At 71.9% G+C, this 17476-nt stretch carries 14 protein-coding genes and 1 pseudogene; 8 read left to right on the top strand and 7 right to left on the bottom strand.

What is annotated here, in order from left to right; genetic code table 11:
• The first annotated feature begins 52 nt into the window (after positions 1–52).
• Positions 53–835, top strand: a complete 783-nt coding sequence (locus AB0H52_RS25415; RefSeq protein ID WP_151488996.1) for a DUF2336 domain-containing protein — start codon at positions 53–55, stop codon at positions 833–835.
• Between the two features lie 158 nt (positions 836–993).
• Here AB0H52_RS25415 and AB0H52_RS25420 read toward each other — a convergent pair whose 3' ends face one another.
• Positions 994–2229 carry a hypothetical protein gene (locus AB0H52_RS25420; protein WP_151488997.1) on the bottom strand — a complete coding sequence of 412 codons (1236 nt, stop codon included), beginning with the start codon at positions 2227–2229 and terminating at the stop codon, positions 994–996.
• 62 nt (positions 2230–2291) lie between these two features.
• On the bottom strand, positions 2292–3320 hold the full coding sequence (locus AB0H52_RS25425; protein ID WP_225854245.1) for a hypothetical protein: 1029 nt from the start codon (positions 3318–3320) through the stop codon (positions 2292–2294).
• A gap of 148 nt (positions 3321–3468) precedes the next feature.
• Between AB0H52_RS25425 and AB0H52_RS25430 the strand changes: the two genes are divergently transcribed.
• Together AB0H52_RS25430 and AB0H52_RS25435 are read left to right on the top strand one after the other, a co-directional pair.
• The gene (locus tag AB0H52_RS25430) at positions 3469–3834 is read left to right on the top strand and encodes a DUF2207 domain-containing protein (RefSeq protein ID WP_151488998.1); all 366 of its coding nucleotides are present in this window, start codon (positions 3469–3471) and stop codon (positions 3832–3834) included.
• A gap of 609 nt (positions 3835–4443) precedes the next feature.
• Positions 4444–4953: pseudogene (locus tag AB0H52_RS25435) on the top strand (ATP-grasp domain-containing protein); the annotation flags it as partial.
• 452 nt (positions 4954–5405) lie between these two features.
• On the opposite strand, the gene AB0H52_RS25440 reads toward AB0H52_RS25435, so the two are convergent.
• Both AB0H52_RS25440 and AB0H52_RS25445 read right to left on the bottom strand, forming a co-directional pair.
• Entirely contained in the window at positions 5406–6917 is a 1512-nt protein-coding gene (locus tag AB0H52_RS25440) for a PLP-dependent aminotransferase family protein (protein ID WP_151488999.1), read from the bottom strand.
• A gap of 74 nt (positions 6918–6991) precedes the next feature.
• Positions 6992–7852: a helix-turn-helix transcriptional regulator gene (locus AB0H52_RS25445; RefSeq protein WP_151489000.1), complete on the bottom strand. Its 861-nt coding sequence runs from the start codon at positions 7850–7852 to the stop codon at positions 6992–6994.
• A 140-nt stretch (positions 7853–7992) separates the two neighbouring features.
• Between AB0H52_RS25445 and AB0H52_RS25450 the strand changes: the two genes are divergently transcribed.
• Positions 7993–8679 carry an SDR family NAD(P)-dependent oxidoreductase gene (locus AB0H52_RS25450; protein WP_151489001.1) on the top strand — a complete coding sequence of 229 codons (687 nt, stop codon included), beginning with the start codon at positions 7993–7995 and terminating at the stop codon, positions 8677–8679.
• Between the two features lie 82 nt (positions 8680–8761).
• Here AB0H52_RS25450 and AB0H52_RS25455 read toward each other — a convergent pair whose 3' ends face one another.
• The 3 genes from AB0H52_RS25455 to AB0H52_RS25465 form a co-directional block, all read right to left on the bottom strand.
• Complete coding sequence (locus tag AB0H52_RS25455; RefSeq protein WP_151489009.1) at positions 8762–9907, bottom strand: DUF6596 domain-containing protein; 1146 nt, start codon at positions 9905–9907, stop codon at positions 8762–8764.
• Between the two features lie 8 nt (positions 9908–9915).
• Complete coding sequence (locus tag AB0H52_RS25460) at positions 9916–10323, bottom strand: YciI family protein (RefSeq protein ID WP_151489002.1); 408 nt, start codon at positions 10321–10323, stop codon at positions 9916–9918.
• 168 nt (positions 10324–10491) lie between these two features.
• The gene (locus tag AB0H52_RS25465) at positions 10492–11520 is read right to left on the bottom strand and encodes a glycoside hydrolase family 11 protein (protein ID WP_151489003.1); all 1029 of its coding nucleotides are present in this window, start codon (positions 11518–11520) and stop codon (positions 10492–10494) included.
• A gap of 678 nt (positions 11521–12198) precedes the next feature.
• On the opposite strand from AB0H52_RS25465, the gene AB0H52_RS25470 reads away from it, so the two are divergent.
• The 4 genes from AB0H52_RS25470 (at position 12199) to AB0H52_RS25485 (ending at position 16933) form a co-directional block, all read left to right on the top strand.
• Complete coding sequence (locus tag AB0H52_RS25470) at positions 12199–13425, top strand: sensor histidine kinase (protein ID WP_151489004.1); 1227 nt, start codon at positions 12199–12201, stop codon at positions 13423–13425.
• Positions 13413–14069 carry a response regulator transcription factor gene (locus tag AB0H52_RS25475; RefSeq protein WP_151489005.1) on the top strand — a complete coding sequence of 219 codons (657 nt, stop codon included), beginning with the start codon at positions 13413–13415 and terminating at the stop codon, positions 14067–14069. Before AB0H52_RS25470 ends, AB0H52_RS25475 begins: the two co-directional genes overlap by 13 nt.
• A gap of 111 nt (positions 14070–14180) precedes the next feature.
• Complete coding sequence (locus AB0H52_RS25480) at positions 14181–14942, top strand: ABC transporter ATP-binding protein (protein WP_151489006.1); 762 nt, start codon at positions 14181–14183, stop codon at positions 14940–14942.
• A complete protein-coding gene (locus AB0H52_RS25485; protein WP_357950520.1) occupies positions 14939–16933 on the top strand; it encodes an ABC transporter permease in 1995 nt (664 codons plus the stop codon). The genes AB0H52_RS25480 and AB0H52_RS25485 overlap by 4 nt, the downstream gene beginning before the upstream one ends.
• The last annotated feature ends 543 nt before the right edge of the window (positions 16934–17476 follow it).

Below are 17476 nucleotides of genomic sequence, written 5' to 3' on the forward strand. Positions count from 1 at the left end.
TGGCGGCGCCGCTATGCGGCTCGTCGTCGCGCAGGACCCCACGACCGCACAGATGACCCTCATCGACCTGGCGTCCGACCCGTCGGCCGTGGTCCGTAAGGCGGTCGCATCCCGCACGGACGCGCCCGCGCAGGCACTGCGACCGCTGGCTCGGGATCATGATCGTCACGTCCGAGAGGCCGTGGCGAGAAATCCCTCGACCTCGATCGGCAATCTCCTGCTCCTCGTCAAGGACGCCGACCGGTGGGTCCGCTGGGCGGTCGCCGGCAACCCAGCCTGCGACGAGTCGATTCGCCGGGTGATGACGGAGGCCCCCGACAAGGAGCTTCGCGGTCTCCTCGCCGAGACGCGCGACCTGGAGCCCGAGTTGGCCGCGCGGCTCGTCAACGACGTCTCACCCGAGGTACGGGAACGACTCGCCACCCACACCCACGACCCGGACGTGATCACCGCCCTGATGGCCGATCGCACCGTACGCGTACGCAAGGGGCTCGCCCGCAACCCGCGGACCACCACTGCCCAGCGCAGCGCACTTGCCCAGGATCCCGCGGTGGATGTCCGCGTCGCGCTGGTGCTCGCGCTCGAACTGGAAGAGGCGGATTTGCGCCGCCTGGTTGATGACCGCTCCGTACAGGTGCGGATGTCGATGGCGACGTCGGCGGTGGTCCCGCCGCACATCCGGCAGGCGCTTGGTGGCGATTCCGACGAGATGGTCGCCAGCGCGGCTCGGGACTTCCGCCCCGGGTCTGGCACCTCCCCGGTGGTGCGGGCGCCGCGCATCGATCATCGTGCCTCCGGAGCGGGCCGAGGTCGACCGGGCGGCACCCCCCGCTGAGGCTGGCGACGCCCTCGCCCTCCGGGAAGCTTGCCCGATGGCCAGCAGGTCGTGGCCGGCTGTTCTCGCGGCGTGTGGTCGCGGATTGTGTGATCGCGAGGTTTGCAGGGGCGGGTGTGCGGGCGGCGTTGGTCAGCGCGCCGCCCGCACGGGTGGTGTCAGGTGCCGGCGACCACGACGACGGCGCCGGTCGCCGCCTCAATGCGGTGGATCGGGTCGAACTCGGCGTAACTGCTGCGGTCGGAGCACGTGATGCTGCCCTCGGCGACGAGGTCGTTCGTCGCTGAGGTGGCGGAGTTCCACCTCGTGACCGGCCCGCCCGAGTCACCGCCGAGCACGGGGCCGTCCTGCGCGTGCCCGGTGACGGTGTCGACCTCGACCACCGGGGAACCGGTGCACCCGGTGTTGCCGGTGTCGGTGACCCTGCCGTACACCAGGCCGCCGTTGGAGCCGGAGATGTAGACGGCGGACCCGACGGCGGGCCAGCCGGTCAGCTTCGCCGTGACCGGGTTGGCCGTCGACGCGTCGCGCTCGCCGAACCAGGAGTACCGGCTGAAGTAGGCGCCGTTCTCGCCGGCGACCATGGAGACGTCCGTGCCCAGGCTCAGGTAGTTCGAGCTGACGCGGAGGTTCCAACCACCGTTGTGCCAGAAGGTGGTGCCGTTGGAGCCGCAGTGCCCTGCGGTCGTCACCCAGTTGCTGTTCGTGCCTCCGCGAGTCATCCGGAAGCCGGTCGTGCAGTACGCGTCCACCGTACGCGGATTGCCTCCCGCGGCGGTCACGTTGTAGTTGAACATGGCCAGCCCGCCGTAGTAGGGGGCGGTGTCGACCCGGCGGCTGGCGGGCGTGATCCCGGCCTTCGAGATCGACACCCGGGGCGTCACGCCCGTGGCCCTGACCGCGGCGGCGACGAGTGCGTCCGCGTCACCAGAAGCGTGGATGACGACCTGTGCTGCGAGGCGGTCCAGCTTGACCCGGTCAACGCTGGCCGCGTGGGAGCCAGCCCAGGTGCGGCTACTCTCCAACCGCGCGACTGCGGCTTCCAGTCGCTTGATTGGTACCGCGGTGGTCTCGAACCGGACCGGGACCTCTCCCGCCTGGCGCGAGCGCGAGCCCACTGCGGAGCGCAGCCGGTCGCCCTCGGTGTTCTGCACCTGGCGGACGACCAGCTGCCCGGTCTGCTCGTCGAAGTAGGTGCCACCCGCACCGTCGGGGTGCGCGGCGGCAACGGCTTCCAACCGGTGGAACTGCGCGGTCATTGCCTCGACGTCGACGGCCGCGGCGAAGCCGGTTTGCGGGGCTGGCCCGGCTGTGGATTCGTTCGCCTGGGCGGGGGACGATGTGACCACGATCGTGGTGACTACGCAGCAGATCAACACCATGCGTCTCCGCATAGAGCCTCCTTAATGGACGGTGCCAGCATCGTATAGCTCCGCGTCGATGGTGGTGGGCCCCGTCAGAAAATGTTCATGGCGATGCCGTTCGTGAGCGACGTGGTGCTCTGCACGCCGTCGATCTTGATCGGGTTGCCGGAGACATGCTGCACGAAGATCCGCATGATGAAGCTGCGGGTACCGCAGGTCGGGTCGATCGGGATACCGGACAGGGCGAAGTTCGCGACGTAGTGGTGTGCGTCGTCGCGGATCGCCTTGCGGGACGTGGCCGTGCTCGTCGTACGACAGGTGTGCGCCGTCGTGTCGAGCTGGATCATCTCGAAGCGCACATCCACCACAGCGTTGGTGCCGCGCGGCATCTCGTACGCGTCGATGCTGCTGCTGCATGAGGCGGTGCCCGTGTAGCAGGTGGTGAGTTCGAGGTTGGCCAGCGCCTGCACGCTGGTTGCGTTGCTGGCGGCGTTCCACTTGTACACGGGCGTGCCGTCGTTGTAGAACACCCAGGCCGTGGAGGTGCCCGCGCCGATGTAGGTGCAGGTGCTGGACGTCCCGGTGCTGTTGCAGGAGGGGTTCTGCCACCACCGCGCGCCCACCTGGTTGATGTCGCTCACCTCGAGCCAGGTGTTGGTGGCGACGGCGGTCAGGTAGTAGTCGGTGAGCGAGCTGGAGGCCGTGTATCCGTAGAGGCCGCAGGTGTAGGTGCCGGCCGACGGTGCGGTGAACAGCAGGTCGGCGTAGATCGGCAGATGCCCGGGCGTCGCGTAGTACGTGGTGTCCGAGCCCTCGTGGTTGCGGGACGACGTCGAGGTGGTGCCGACAACGGCACCGCCCGCGTCCACACACTTGAGCGTGTTGTTCATCGCCACGATCTGCGTCACGCTGCTCGTCGCCTCGAGACGGCCCCGTACGTGCCGCGACTCGCCGGCCGAGAGCGTGACCGTCCTGCTCAGCAGACGCTCCTCGACCCTTGAGGAGAAGGTGTTCCCGCTCGTCAACGTCGCTCTCGTCACCGGCCCCGCATCCGCGTGCGCGACCTGCGCGGACCCGGCGATGAACAGCACCGCCACGAGCGTGCTGAGTACTTTCCGCACGTGTCGACTCCTTCGGGGTGGGGAGGGGCACCCAGGAGGGCACCGCATCTACCGAAACCCCGGCCGTGACCCGATCGGACCACAGTTCGAGGCGAGTGGATGGTAGTGCCACAGTGCCGACGTTTGTGGGGCGATCAGCTCACGTCACGTGACAAGCCGGTCGGGTGCTGGGTCGTTTGTTCAGGAGCAGGGCCGGATCGAGCAGCGCCTGCAGGGGCACGATGAGCACCTGCGGCAGATCAACGGTTCGATCGATGATATGACCCGGGCCATGCAGGCCCTCACCGAGGAGTTGCGCGCCAACGCCACCCTCCCGAACGCGAGCGTGACCTCGGGTCGCCGGGACGCCGACGAGCGGGGCAGGATCGCGGCGGTCCGGTTGGAGGAGGCGGTCGCCGTCGAGGCCCAGAAGACAGTGCGGTGGACGGCGTGGCAGCGGTGGTTCGCGGTCGTGGGCGCGATCATCCTGGTCGGGAACTTCGGTCTGGGCATCTACCTGGCATTCGGGCGCTGATCCGCCTGCCGGTGGCGGGACCCGCTGGTTTCTCAGCCGCGCGCTGGACGCCGGCACCGGCCCGGGGTCAGGCCCGGAGGTCGTCGCGCCGCCGACCGCCGGATTGGCCTCACCGGATCACCCCGAATTGGACACACCCGGAGGTCGTCGTGCTGCGTACGGTCGGACCGACCAGCGGACCCGACCTTCACGAGGATCACGATGACCCAGCTCAGCGGCGGTGCGGACACCAGGCGCGTCGATGACCGGGTGTCGAGGGCAGTGCCGGACCGCGCGATCCTGGTGATCTACCGGCCGGCTGCCGGCCGGTACGAGGCCCAGTTCCGCAGCGTGGTCGCCGCCGCCACCGAGCTGGGTGTGGCCACCGTCGCGCTGCTGCCGACCGGGCAGCCGGCCGCCGAAGCCGCCGGTCTGGCCTGCTATCACGCCGACCTCGACGACTCCGACACCGTCCGCTCGACGGTGGCGACGATCGTCGCCACGCATCCGGTACGACGCATCTTCCCGCTCTTCGAGGGCGACGTGCTCACCGCCGCGTACTGCCGGCGCGACCACGGGATCCCGGGGCTCGACCCGGAGGAGGCGCTGGCCTTCCGGGACAAGAACGTGATGCACCGCCGGGCCACCGAGCTGGGTGTGCCGGTGGCCCGCTCGTGCCGCCCGGACACGGTGGGGGCGGTCGCCGAGTTCGCCGCCGAGGTGGGCTGGCCCGTGGTGGTCAAGCCGTACGCTGGCTGGGCCTGCGGCGACACCCACCGGGTGGACTCCGCGGCGGACCTGGCCCGGGTCTGGCCGCTGATCGCCGACGCCCGGCACGACTACCGGGTCGAGGAGTACGTCCGGGGCGCCGAGTACCACGTCGACTCGTTGCTGCGCGGCGGCGAGGTGGTCTTCGAGCAGCTCTCCCGCTACACGTACTCGGTGCTGGAGTTCCGCGACGAACCCGGCGGCACGGTCTCCCGTAAGCACGATCTGACCTCGGCGGAGCGCCGCATCCTGGCCGCCAACGCCACCGTGCTGCGCGGCTTCGGGATGCGGACCGGTGTGGCGCACGTGGAGTTCTTCCTGCGCGACGACGGCGAGCTGGTGTTCGGCGAGGCGGCCGCCCGGGCCGGAGGTGGGTCGATCGTCCCCGCCATCGAGGCCGGCCGGGGAATCAACCTGGCGGGCGAGTGGTGCCGCCTCGAACTGGACCCGGGGCACCGGGATGGCCGTGCTGGTGGTCGCGTTCTCGCTGCCCGCCGTGCTGCTCTCCACCGTGGTCTGGACCCTCGGGGAGATCATCGCGTCGGTGGTGGTGCCCACCTACATCGCCGACCATGTTCCGGAGCACCGCGTCGGCAGCTTCATGGCCCTCAACGCCGTCGTGCTCAGCTCCGCGCGGCTGGCCGTGCCGATGGGTCTCGGCTTCGTCTGGCAGGCCCAGGGGCACCGGCCGGTCCTCCTGCTGCTCCTGCTGATCCCGGTGGTCGGCGTGGTCGCGTTCGCGGCTCTGCGGATCCGACCGGCCGCCCGGCCCGCGCCGTCGCCCGCCGAGCCGGCCACCGCCAGTCGCTGACGCCCACCCCGCCTCACCGAGCCGGCACGTCCCGCAGCGCGGCGGCCAGCAGAGCCACACCCTCGGTGATCCGGGCGGCGGGCAGCGCCGCGTACCCGATCAGGAAAGTCGGTGCGGTCGGGGGCCGGGTGACGAAGTAGCCCGACGCCGGGTAAACCCGGACGCCGTGCGCCGCGGCGGCGCGCACGATCTCCGCCTCGTCGGCGTCGGGCGCGCCGGCGAAGGTGACCAGCACGTGCAGTCCGGCCGCCGTGCCGGAGACGCGCACCCCCGCGCCGAACTGCTCGTCCAGCGACTCCAACAGCCGGGCGCGCCGCTGCCGGTAGAGGCGGTCCATCCGGCCGATGTGCCGGGCGTACGCGCCGGAGGCGATGAACTCGGCCAACGCCTCCTGGGTCAGCGTCGGCGTCAGCCGGTCGGTGATCCACTTGACCCCGAGGAACGGCCGGACGAGGTGCGGCGGCAACACCGCGTAGCCGATGCGCAGGGAGGGGAACAGGGTCTTGCTGAAGCTGCCGACGTAGACCACGTCCGCGTCCTGCGGGTCGGCGGCCAGCGACGGCAGCCGCTTTTCGACGAAGGTGAACTCGTTGTGGTAGTCGTCCTCCAGCACCGTGGCCGCGTGTTCGCGGGCCCAGCACAGCAGCGCTCGTCGACGCCGGTCGGACATGATGAACCCGGTCGGAAACTGGTGCGACGGGGTGACGTAGACCAGACGGACCCGGGCCGGATCGAGGCCGTGCGCGCGGACCCGGCAGTCGATCTCGTCGACCCGCAGGCCCTCCTCGTCGACCGGCACCGGCACCACGGCGGCCCGCGAGTAGCCGAAGATCTGCCGCAGCACCGTGTGGCTCGGATCCTCGATGACCACCACGTCGTCGGGCCCGACGAGCAGCCGGACCAGGATGTCCATGGCCTGGGTGGCGCCGCTGGTCACCACCGTGTTCTCGGCGGGGGCGTCGAGCGCCCGGCTGCGCCGCACCAGCGCGGTGATCTGGGTACGCAACGACGCCGAACCCTCGGCCGGGCCGTAGCCCAGCGCCACCGCGTCGGCCCGGCCCACCGCGTCGGCGAGCGACTGCCGCCACCGGGCCACCGGGAAGCTGGCCAGCGCCGGAGTGCCGTGCCGGAAGTCGTACGTCCCGTCCGATCGGTGCATCGGCGCCGGTTCCCACGGCTTCCACAACGCACTCCCGGCGTCGGTGGGCAGCGGGGGCTCGGGCCGCAGGTCCACGCGGGCGGCACGCCGGGCGGGTGGCGGGGCGTCGGTCAGGGTGGCGCTGACCCGCGTGCCGGATCCACGCCGCGAGCTGAGCACCCCGTTGGCCCGCAGCAGCTCGTAAGCCCGGGTCACCACCGTCCGCGAGACCCTGAGCTGGTGCGCCAGCTCGCGGCTGGGCGGCACCGGATCGCCGGGGCGCAGCCGACCGGCCCGCACGGATCCGCTGATCTGGTCGCAGAGTTGCTGCTGCAACGGGACCGGACTGTCGCGGTCCAGTGTGACGAGAAGCTGGGACGAACTCACCCGCGCACGCTCCCCGGATCGACGCCGGTGGCGAGTCTAGTCGCGCCGCCGTCCGGGGACGGCCCGGCCGTTCGTCACGTGGTGGTCTGTTGGAGCCGGTGTCCACGGCCTGTCGTGGGTAGGCCGGCCGAGGCCAGGAGCGCCAGCTTGTCGGCGTCGCTGGAGCCGGCGTCAGGGTGGTACACGACGAGCATCAGACTCTCGGCCCCGCCGATGCTGAGCCGTTCCCGGTTGAGGGTCAGCTCCCCGATCTGCGGGTGATTGATCCGCAGCGCCGTCCCGCTCTGTCCGCGTACCTCGTGGCGGGCCCACAGCTGGCGGAACCGGGGGCTGGCCAGGGACAGCTCCCTGGTGATCTCGACGAACCGGGGATCGTCGACGTCGGTGCCGACGGACTGTCGCAGGTTCGCGACGAGGCACTCCGTGACGTCCTTCCAGTCCGGGTACAGAGCCTGCTCGGCCGGATCCAGGAAGAGGTCTCTGAGCTGGTTGCCCCCGACGGCGAGGCGCGACGAGAGCGCTTCGGCAAGGGCGTTCGAGGCCAGGATGTCGAAGTAGCGCCCCTCGATGAAGGCGGGCTGGACGAGGGAGTCCAGGAGCTTGAGCGCGCCGGGCGGCACGGTCTCCCGGCGCGGTCGGCGTCCGCGCTGCCGGGGGACCTCGGCGACCAGCGTCAGCAGGTGGGTCAGGTGGTCGTCGTCGAGGTGCAGCACACGAGCCAGCGACTCGAGCACCTGCACGGACGGGTGCCGGTCACGGCCCCGCTCCAGGCGCAGGTAGTAGTCGGCGCTGATGCCGGCGAGCATGGCGACCTCCTCGCGCCGCAGCCCCGGCACACGCCGCACACCACCGTCGGGGATGCCCGCCTGCGCGGGCGTCACCAGTGCGCGCCGGGCACGCAGGTACGCGCCGAGGGCATTCGTCGTCCCGCTCACGAGGCCAGCCTGACACTCCGTGGGGCGGACAGAGGGGGGTCTGTCACACCCCAGGCTGGACGGGGCTCTGGTTGCAACGAGGCGCCACGCATAGCTTTCGCAACGGCCCGGTCGGGCCACATATTTCGGGGAGGACACCCATGACCGTCACTCTGATCACCGGGGCCAACAAGGGCATCGGGTTCGAGACCGCCCGCCAACTACTGGAGCTGGGGCACGTCGTCTATCTCGGTGCGCGCGACGTCGAGCGGGGTGAGAAGGCCGCGGCAACGCTCGGCGCCCGATTCGTCCAGCTCGACGTGACCGACGACGCATCGGTGCGCGCCGCGCTGGCCACCATCGACGCGGCCGAGGGCCGGCTCGACGTCCTGGTGCACAACGCCGGCATCCTCGACACCGGAGTCGCCGACGGTCCCACGGCCCTGCGGATCTTCGACACCAACGCGGTGGGCATCGTGCGCGTCACCGAGGCGGCACTCCCTCTGCTGCGCAGATCCTCGAACCCGACGGTGGTGACCGTGTCGAGCAGCGCCGGGTCGTTCTGGGCGGTGAACAACCCGGACCGACCGGAGTTCCACCTGCCCACGCTGCTCTACTCCGCGTCCAAGTCGGCAGCCACCATGCTCACCGTCCAGTACGCCAAGTCCCAGCCGGGGATCAAGTTCAACGCCCTTGAGCCCGGCTTCACCGCCACCGACATGACCGCGGGGTTCGACGGCGGACGCTCCCCGCAGGAGAGCGCCCGGACCGTGGTGCGTCTGGCGACCCTCGACGTGGACGGCCCGACCGGCACCTTCCAGGACGAGGCCGGGGACTTGCCCTGGTAGGGGAGCCGCAACGACCGGGCGATGCGCCGGCCACCCCTGCGGTGCGGGCCGGCGCATCGGGACCGGTCCCGGATGTGGCCGGTCAGCGGCGCCGGCTGGTGTTGAGCCGAGCGGCCTGACGGGTCAGGTGGTCGCGCTCGGCGAGGTTGGGGGCCTTGCGGGCCGCCTCGACGTACAACCGCGCCGCCGTCGCCAGGTCGCCGTCGCGCTCGTGCAGGTACGCGGCCACCGCCGTGTGGCGGGGCAGCGAGTCGTCCAGCGCCGCGAGCGCCGCCAGACCGGCGCGCGGTCCATCGGCCTCGCCGACGGCCACCGCGCGGTTGAGCCGTACGACCGGGTTGTCGGTCAGCCGCGCGAGCTCGTCGTACCACTCGACGATCTGCACCCAGTCGGTCTCCTCGGCGGTGGGCGCGTCGGCGTGGAGGGCGGCGATGGCGGCCTGCGCCTGGAACTCGCCCAGCCGGTCCCGGGCGAGGGCGGCCTGGAGGATCTGGACGCCTTCGGCGATCGACGCGGTGTCCCATCGGCGGCGGTCCTGCTCGGCGAGCGGCACGAGGCTGCCGTCCGGTGCGGTACGGGTGGCGCGCCGGGCGTGGTGCAGCAGCATGAGGGCGAGCAGCCCCGCCACCTCGGGATGGTCGATCGTGGCGGCGAGTTGCCGGGTGAGCCGGATGGCCTCGGCGGCGAGGTCGACCTCGCCGGAGTAGCCCTCGTTGAAGACCAGGTAGAGCACGCGCAGCACGGTGGCGACGTCGCCGGGCTGGTCGAACCGCACGCCGGAGACGGTGCGCTTGGCCCGACTGATGCGTTGCGCCATGGTCGCCTCGGGCACCAGGTAGGCGTGGGCGATCTGGCGCGTGGTCAGCCCGCCGACGGCGCGCAGCGTGAGCGCGACCGCCGACGACGGTGTCAGCGACGGGTGGGCGCACAGGAAGTAGAGCTGCAACGTGTCGTCCACGGTCGGCGCGGGCCCGGGTGCCGGCTCGTCGTCGACGAGGACCTCACGCCGTCGGCGGGCCGCGTCCGCCCGGGTCGCGTCGAGGAACCGGCGCCACGCCACGGTCACCAGCCACCCCTTCGGATCCCGCGGCATGTCGGTCGGCCAGACGCGGACCGCCTCGACCAGCGCGTCCTGCACGGCGTCCTCGGCCGCCGCGAAGTCGACTCCGCGGCGGCCGAGGATCCCGAGCACGCTCGGCGTGAGGCTCCGCAGCAGAGCCTCGTCCAGCTGTGCGGTCATTCCGTGATGGTGGGCGGTTCGGTGAGGAACGGGCGCAGCTCGAGCCACTCGTGGATCGGCTTCCCGCCCGCCCCGGGGGCGGCCGACAGCTCCCCGGCCAATTCGACGGCCCGCTCGTACGTGTCGACGTCGATCACCATCCAGCCGGCGATGAGGTCCTTGGTCTCGGCGAACGGGCCGTCGGTGACCGGCGGGTTCCCCTCGCCGTCGTACCGGACGAACGTCCCCTCCGGCGCCAGTGCCTGACCGTCGACGAACTCACCGGTCTGCTCGAGCCGGGCGGCGAAGTCGTTCATGTACTGGATGTGCGCCGAGATCTCCTCCGGCGTCCACTGGTCCATCGGCACGTCGTTCACCGCGGCCGGAGCGCCCCGGTAGTGCTTGAGCAGCAGGTACTTGGCCATCGTCTGTCTCTCCTCGGTGCGGCTGCGACCCATCCTGGTCGCGTTCACCTCGGGGACGGAGCCGGGGTCGAGATCTCGACATGGCGGCGCGAACTTTTTCTGACACGTCTCTGGCGTGGCGGCCGGGGCCGCCACGCCGGAGATGCGGTGTCCGAGGAATGCTTCAGGTCAGCCGGTGCTGCAGGTGACGGTCGGCCAGGTCCAGTTGCCGTTGGCCATGATCGTTATCCCGAAGGTGTTGCCGTTGCCGTTCGGTCTGGCGGTGACGGTGCCGCTCGTGCCGCTGACCGACGCGTTCCAGCTGTTCTGGATGCTCTGGCCGCCGCCGAGGCCGAGGCTGACGACCCAGGTGCTGGTGCCGCTGACCGCCACGTTGAGGTTGAACCGGTCGCCCCACTGCTGGCCGGCGGAGAGCGTCGCGGTGCAGTTGCCGGTCCCCGGATTGCCGGTGGTGGGCCCGGAGGTCGGGTTGCCGCCACTGCCCTCCCGGACGGTGATGTCGGAGCTTCCGCTGCTCTGGTAGCCCTCGGTGGCCATGATCTGGTAGCTGTGGTTGGTGCCGAGGTTCAAGCCGGCGCGGGCCCAGGCGTCGAAGTGGTTGGCGGTGGTGATGGTGCCGCTTGAGCGCTTCTGCTGCCGGACGCTCCAGTACTGGTAGAACGTCTGGTTGCCGTCGATCGACGGGGCGTTGACCCGCTGGCTGCGCAGGATGTCGTAGGTGCCACCGTCGGTGGTGACGGTGCCCATGCGTTGGGCGCCGCTGCTCGGGTTGTAGCTGCCGAAGTTCTCCACCACGTAGTACTCGATGAGCGGGTTGCGCGTCCATCCGTACAGCGCGAGGTACGTGTTGTTGTTGCCCGGGTTGTAGCTGCCCGAGTAGGTGACGGTCCGGCGGCTGCCGGTGGCCCAACCCTTGCCGCCGACCCAGTTGTTGGTGCTCCTGTCCCAACTGCTGCTGTATCGGCCGTCGGCCCGCAGCGTCATGCTGGCGTTGCCGCTGTCCTTCCAGAAGGAGAAGAAGTAGCCGTTGTGCGTGCCGGTGAGGTTCGAGGTGAGGGTCCGGTCGGCCTCGGCGTACGCGTTGGTGGCCGTCATCGTGCCCGTGACGGCCAGGACGGCCGCGCATGCGGCGCCGAGGAGCAGCCGTATCCGGCCGCGCCTCCTCGGTGGGGTGGGGGTGTGACTGGTGTCGGTCATGAACCTGTTCCTCCTCGTGGCGGCCGGCTGTCGGTGGCCCGGTGACGGCCACCGGCGTGGTGCCGCCTGGTGGTGGTGGCCGGTCGTCCTGCGCGACGACCGGAGGAGTGGGTCGCGGTGAGTGGCAGTGACGACAATCGAGCGCCGTCGATGGCGACCGTATTGACCCGGTCGTCATCCTGTCAACAATTTCCGGAAACATCGCGGCAACCTCGGCCCGACGGAGGGGCACCCGGGGGAGTGTCGTCCATCCTGGTCAGTAATTGATCAGCGCTCGCGAGATCACCTCAGCGTCCCGATGGTCGGATCAAGATCCGAAGAGCTACCGCCGAAATTTTCCGGAGAAGTTCCGGACCGTCCGGCCGGACGTCCAGGAATGCCGAACCGTTCGTCCTGAACGAGGGGCACCTCGCGGTGCCGACCGGGCCGGGCATCGGGGTCGATCCGCTGCCGGAGGTGCTGGCCGAGTTCACGACCAGCACCGAGTGGCTGCCGCTCTGAGCGGTACGACGCACCGGTCGGCCGGGTGATGCGACGACACCATCGACGCTAGGCAGCCGCCCCGGCGGCGACGATCCCACCAGCTCGACGATCGGCGGTACAGCAGGCTGTACTTTCCGCGGCGGGCGCCGTCACCGGGGCGGTCGGTGGCCTATGTTGGCGCTGGAGGTGGGGTGGATGGCGTACGTGTGGCGCCGCATCCGCGTCGTGGTCGACGCCATCGAGCGCCTCGTCGGCGGGCTGGGCACCGCCGTGCTGGCGCTGGGCGCGCTGCTCTGGGCGCTGATCGTGGCGGTGGCCTGCCTGGCCGGGGTGGGGCTGCTGGCGGCGCCGGGCGCGCTGCGGGCGGTGCGCGCGGTGGCCGACCGGGAGCGCGCCCGGCTGTCCCGCCGGGGCACGCCGATCCCCGCACCGGGGCCGGTGCCGCTCGGGTTGCGCGCGGCGGTACGCGACCCGTTCGTCCGCCGGGACCTCGGCTGGGTCACGCTGCACGCGATCACCGGCCTGCTGTCCGGGCTGGTCGGCCTCGCGCTTCCGCTCTACGCCCTGCAGGACATCACGTTCCCGCTGTGGTACCGGCTGGTCCCACCCGAGGACGGCGCACCGGGCATGGGCTGGTGGCGCATCGAGAGCCTCTCCGAGGCGTTCGTGGTCGGGCTGGTCGGGCTGGGCTGGCTGGCCGCCGCGGTCGGGTTCAGCCCGGCCCTGGCCCGCGTGCAGGAGTGGCCGGGCCGGTGGCTGCTGCCTCCGCCGCCGGGGGTCGACCTGTCGCTGCGGGTCGCCGCGCTGACCGCCACCCGGGCCGCGGCGCTGGACGCGCACGCGGTGGAGCTGCGCCGCATCGAGCGGTCGCTGCACGACGGCACCCAGAACCGGCTGGTCGCGGTCAACGTGCTGCTCGGCGCCGCGCGCCGGGCGGTACGGCGCAACCCGGAGCGGGCCGACGAGATCCTCGGGCAGGCACAGGACGCGGCGGAACAGGCGCTCGGCGAACTGCGTACGGTGGTGCGCGGGATCCTGCCGCCCGTGCTGGACGACCGGGGCCTGGCCGGAGCGTTGGCGGGCCTGGCCGGCAGCTGTGCGGTGCCCTGCCGGCTGGAGGTGGACGTGGCGGTGCGCTGCGCGGCCTCGGTCGAGGCCACCGCGTACTTCGTGGTGGCCGAGGGGCTGACCAACGTGGTGCGGCACAGCGGTGCGAGCCAGGTGGACGTGACCGTGCGCCGTGAGCAGGGTCGGCTGCTGGTGACCGTGCGGGACGACGGGCACGGCGACGCCGACGAGGCCCGCGGCTCCGGGCTCACCGGCATCCGCCGGCGGGTCGAGGCGTACGACGGCCGGATGACGTTGACCAGCCCGCCCGGGGGCCCGACGAGGATGCACGTGGAGCTGCCATGCGGATCGTGATCGCCGAGGATGACCCGCTGCTGCGCGAGGGACTGGCGCTGCTGCTGCGGGCGGAGGACCTGGATGTGGTGGCCACGGCGGGCACCCCGGGCGAGTTCCTGACCGCGGTCGACGCGCACGCGCCGGATGTGGCGATCGTGGACGTACGGATGCCACCGACCCACACCGACGAGGGCATCGTGGCGGCGGTGGAGGCCCGGCGGCGTCGACCCGGCCTCGCCGTGCTGGTCCTGTCGGCGTACGTGGAGCAGGCGTTCGCCACCGAGCTGTTCTCGGTCGGCGCCGCCGGGCTCGGTTATCTGTTGAAGGAACGGGTGGGCCGGGTCGAGGAGTTCCTCGCCGCGCTGCACCGGGTCGCCGACGGCGGCAGCGTGATCGACCCGGAGGTGGTGGCGCAGCTGCTCGCCCGCAACCGCCGGACGGACACGGCGCTGAGCGAGCTGTCGCCGCGTGAGCGCGAGGTGCTGGGGCTGATGGCCCAGGGGCTGGGCAACACGGCCATCGCCGAGCGGCTGTTCGTCACCGACGGCGCGGTGCACAAGCACATCCGCAGCATCTTCGCGAAGTTGCAGCTCCCGCCGGACGACCGTGCCGACCGCCGGGTCACCGCGGTGCTGCGCTACCTGGACGGCGGCCAGCGGTAGCGCCTGCTGTACCCGGACCTGGCAGCCCGCGGGATGGTCGCTGTTCTCCCAGCTCAATAGCGTTTCCGGTGCCCGCAGTTCCGGTCGCTGACAGGGAGAGAGGCCAGCAGAATGCCCGACTATTCGGGACCATCCATCGACGCCGCCGTCCGCGTCGAACACCTCACCAGGGTGTACGAGGCCGGCCACACCCGGGTGACCGCGTTGGCCGGGGTGGACGCCGAGTTCGGTCGCGGCACCTTCACCGCGGTGATGGGGCCCTCCGGCTCCGGCAAGAGCACGCTCCTGCAGACCGCCGCCGGGCTGGACCGGCCCTCCGCGGGCCGCGTCCTCATCGGCGGCACCGACCTGTCGCGGCTGTCCGAGACCCGCCTCACCGAGCTGCGGCGCACCCGGATCGGGTTCGTGTTCCAGGCGTTCAATCTGATCGGCGCGCTCAGCGTCGAGGAGAACATCGTGCTGCCGCTGCGGTTGGCCGGCGTCCGTCCGGACCGCGCCTGGTTGACCCGGGTGGTCGAGCGGGTCGGGCTCACCGACCGGCTGCACGACCGGCCGGCCGCCCTGTCCGGCGGCCAGCAGCAGCGGGTGGCGATCGCCCGGGCGCTGGCCACCCGCCCCGAGGTGATCTTCTGTGACGAGCCCACCGGGGCACTCGACACGGGCACCGCGGCGGAGGTGTTGACGCTGCTGCGCGCGGTCGTCGACGAACACGGGCTGACCGTGGTGATGGTGACCCACGATCCGGTGGCCGCGTCGTACGCGGACCGCGTGCTCGTGTTGGCCGACGGCCGGATCGTCGCCGACCTGCCGCAGTTGGGGGCCGCCCGCATCGCCGAGCACCTGGCGTCGCTGGACCGGCGGGCCGTCCGATGACCGCGCTCGCCGCCCGGCTGCTGCGCCACCGTGGCGGTCCGGCCGCCGCCACGCTGCTCGCCCTGATCGCCGGGGTGCTGATCCTGGTCGCCATGGGCACCCTCGTCGAGTCCGGGCTGCGGTTCCGTCCGCAGCCGCGGCTCTGGGTGACGGCCGACCTGGTCGTCGCCGACCGCACGGTCAGCCACACGATCAGGGAGTTCGACGGCGGGACCAGCACGAGCACCGTCGCGCTGCCCGAGGGCGGCACGGTGGACGCCGCTCTGGTGGAAGAGATCCGGCGGCTGCCCGGCGTCGCGCAGGTGAGCGGCGACGACCGGGTCGTGCTCGGCGCGCCGGCCGGCGTGGGGCACGGCTGGGGCACGTACGGGTTCGCGGGTCGCCCGATCGTTGCGGGCGTCGCGCCCCGGGTGGATGACGAGGTGCTGGTCGACTCTCGGCTGGGCGTTGCTCCGGGCGACCGCATCGACCTGGTCGCCGGCGGGGTCAGTCGGCCGTACCGGGTGAGCGCGACCGCCGACACGGGCGCCGCCGGGGTGTTCTTCACCGACGCGCAGGCCGCGCGGCTGTCCGCGCACCCGGGCCGGGTGGACGCGATCGGCGTGCGGGTGGCGCCGGGCGCCGATCGCGGCGCGGTGGGCGACGCGGTCCGCCGGATCGCCTCGGCGGCCGGCGCCAGCACGTACGCCGGCGCGGACCGGGGGGAGGCCGAGCAGTCCGCGAACCTGGCCGCCCGGTCGCTGCTGATCGAGGCCGGGGCGGCGTTCGGCGGGTACGTCATCCTGCTGATCGTCTTCGTGGTGGCCGGCACGATCGGTCTGTCCGTCCGGCATCGGCGGCGCGATCTGGCGTTGCTGCGGGCGGTCGCGGCGACGCCGGGCCAGATACGTCGGATGCTGATCGCCGAGGCCGCGCTGCTGGGTCTGGTCGCCGCTGTCCTCGGCGCGCCGGCCGGCCTGCTGGCCGCCGGCTGGGTGCACGGCGAACTGGTCGGCCGCGGGTTCGTCCCGGCCGACTTTCCGATGACCGGTGGGCTCGTCGCGGTGCCGGCGGCGGCGGCCACGGCGGTGCTCGTGGCGGTGCTCGCCGCGCTGGTCGCCGGGCGGCGGGTCGCCGGGATCAAGCCGGTCGAGGCGCTCGGCGAGATCGCCGTCGAGCCTCGGCCCAGCGGCCGGGTACGGCTGATCGCCGGTGTGCTGACCCTCGCCGCCGCCGTCACCCCCGGGGCGTTCACGTTCGGCGGCACCGGGCCGACGGCGGCGTTGGCCGGCGCGGCCGGCATGCTCTACCTGTTCGTCATCGCGGTGGCGCTGCTCGCGCCGAGGCTGAACGCGCACGCGGCACGCCTGCTCACCCCGGCGCTGTCCCGGAGCTGGCGGGTCAGCGGCCACCTCGCTGCGGCCAACCTGCGGGCCAACGCGCAGGGCATGGCGACCGTGCTGACCGCCCTCGTGCTGTCGGTCGGGTTCGGCGGCTCGGTGTGGTTCCTGCAGACCAACCTTGAGCGGGAGACCGTTGCGCAGAGTGCTGCGGGCACGCTCGCCGAGCGGGTGGTGTCCGCGCCGGGCGGGCTGGCGCCCGAGGCGGCGCGGGAGATCCGCGAGCTGGCCGGGGTACGGGCGGCCACCGGTGTACGCCGCACACAGGTGGTGGTGCGGTCGTTCGACGGGATCGAGCCGGTCGCCGCTCAGGCGGTCGACCCGACCGGGATCGCGTCCACGATGGATCTCGGCGTACGCGACGGTGACCTGGCCGACCTGGCCGACCTGGGCGCGGACACGGTCGCGCTCTCCGCGCCCCAGGCGTCGGCCTCCGGTTGGCACGTCGGCGAGGCGCCAGAGCCCGGTTCGCGACCAGCGCGAACAGCACCCGCTCCACGTCGACCTCCCGCCGCGCCGAGCCGACCAACGGCCGTAGGACGGTGTCGATTCGCAGCCGGCGCCACAGCCCGTCGAGCAGCCACGCCCCGCCCAGCGGCCGGGACTCGGTGAACGACAACCCGGCCGGCGCGGCCGCGGCGAGGGCGTCGGCCGGGGCCAGCAGCCGCGACAACGCGTCCACCAGGCGGCGGATACCGGCCACGTCGAGCTGGTCGGCACGGCCGAACGAGTACAACACCCGGGTCTTGGACGCCTTCGCGGCCGGGTCCCACTCGTTGTGGGCCAACTGCAGGTAGCGGATCGTCTGCCCGTCACGGGTCTTGCGTGTCGACGCCTTCACGTACACGAGGCACGACCGTGCACCGACTATGAGACCAGGCATAGATCAGCAGCTCATAGAAGTTATCCACAGGCAGGCGTGTCACTAGGCGTTTTCGCGGCTTCCGCCAGGCCGCAACGCTTTGACCTGCGCCTTCACGCCGCGACGCCGACTATATCGACGCTGAGCTGCGGAACGCAGGATAGGGCGTTACACAGAAATTCGGACAGGCTCGCCTGCGGAGTTGTCGGTGACGTAGCGTTCGATCAGCCAGACCTGGTTGACGTGCGGGAACGGCAGGTCGGGCGGGGCGGGTAGGACCCGGATGGTGCGGC

It is taken from the genome of Micromonospora sp. NPDC050695 (assembly GCF_040654415.1).
Lineage (GTDB): Bacteria > Actinomycetota > Actinomycetes > Mycobacteriales > Micromonosporaceae > Micromonospora.

What these genes read in the sequence shown, in the direction of transcription:
- AB0H52_RS25480 (WP_151489006.1), top strand. Translation starts at nt 14,181, where the DNA reads ATGCCCGACTATTCGGGACCATCCATCGACGCCGCCGTCCGCGTCGAA.
- AB0H52_RS25460 (WP_151489002.1), bottom strand. Translation starts at nt 10,323, where the DNA reads ATGGCCAAGTACCTGCTGCTCAAGCACTACCGGGGCGCTCCGGCCGCG.
- AB0H52_RS25415 (WP_151488996.1), top strand. Translation starts at nt 53, where the DNA reads ATGACCCTCATCGACCTGGCGTCCGACCCGTCGGCCGTGGTCCGTAAG.
- AB0H52_RS25485 (WP_357950520.1), top strand. Translation starts at nt 14,939, where the DNA reads ATGACCGCGCTCGCCGCCCGGCTGCTGCGCCACCGTGGCGGTCCGGCC.
- AB0H52_RS25465 (WP_151489003.1), bottom strand. Translation starts at nt 11,520, where the DNA reads ATGACCGACACCAGTCACACCCCCACCCCACCGAGGAGGCGCGGCCGG.
- AB0H52_RS25475 (WP_151489005.1), top strand. Translation starts at nt 13,413, where the DNA reads ATGCGGATCGTGATCGCCGAGGATGACCCGCTGCTGCGCGAGGGACTG.
- AB0H52_RS25470 (WP_151489004.1), top strand. Translation starts at nt 12,199, where the DNA reads ATGGCGTACGTGTGGCGCCGCATCCGCGTCGTGGTCGACGCCATCGAG.
- AB0H52_RS25420 (WP_151488997.1), bottom strand. Translation starts at nt 2,229, where the DNA reads ATGCGGAGACGCATGGTGTTGATCTGCTGCGTAGTCACCACGATCGTG.
- AB0H52_RS25450 (WP_151489001.1), top strand. Translation starts at nt 7,993, where the DNA reads ATGACCGTCACTCTGATCACCGGGGCCAACAAGGGCATCGGGTTCGAG.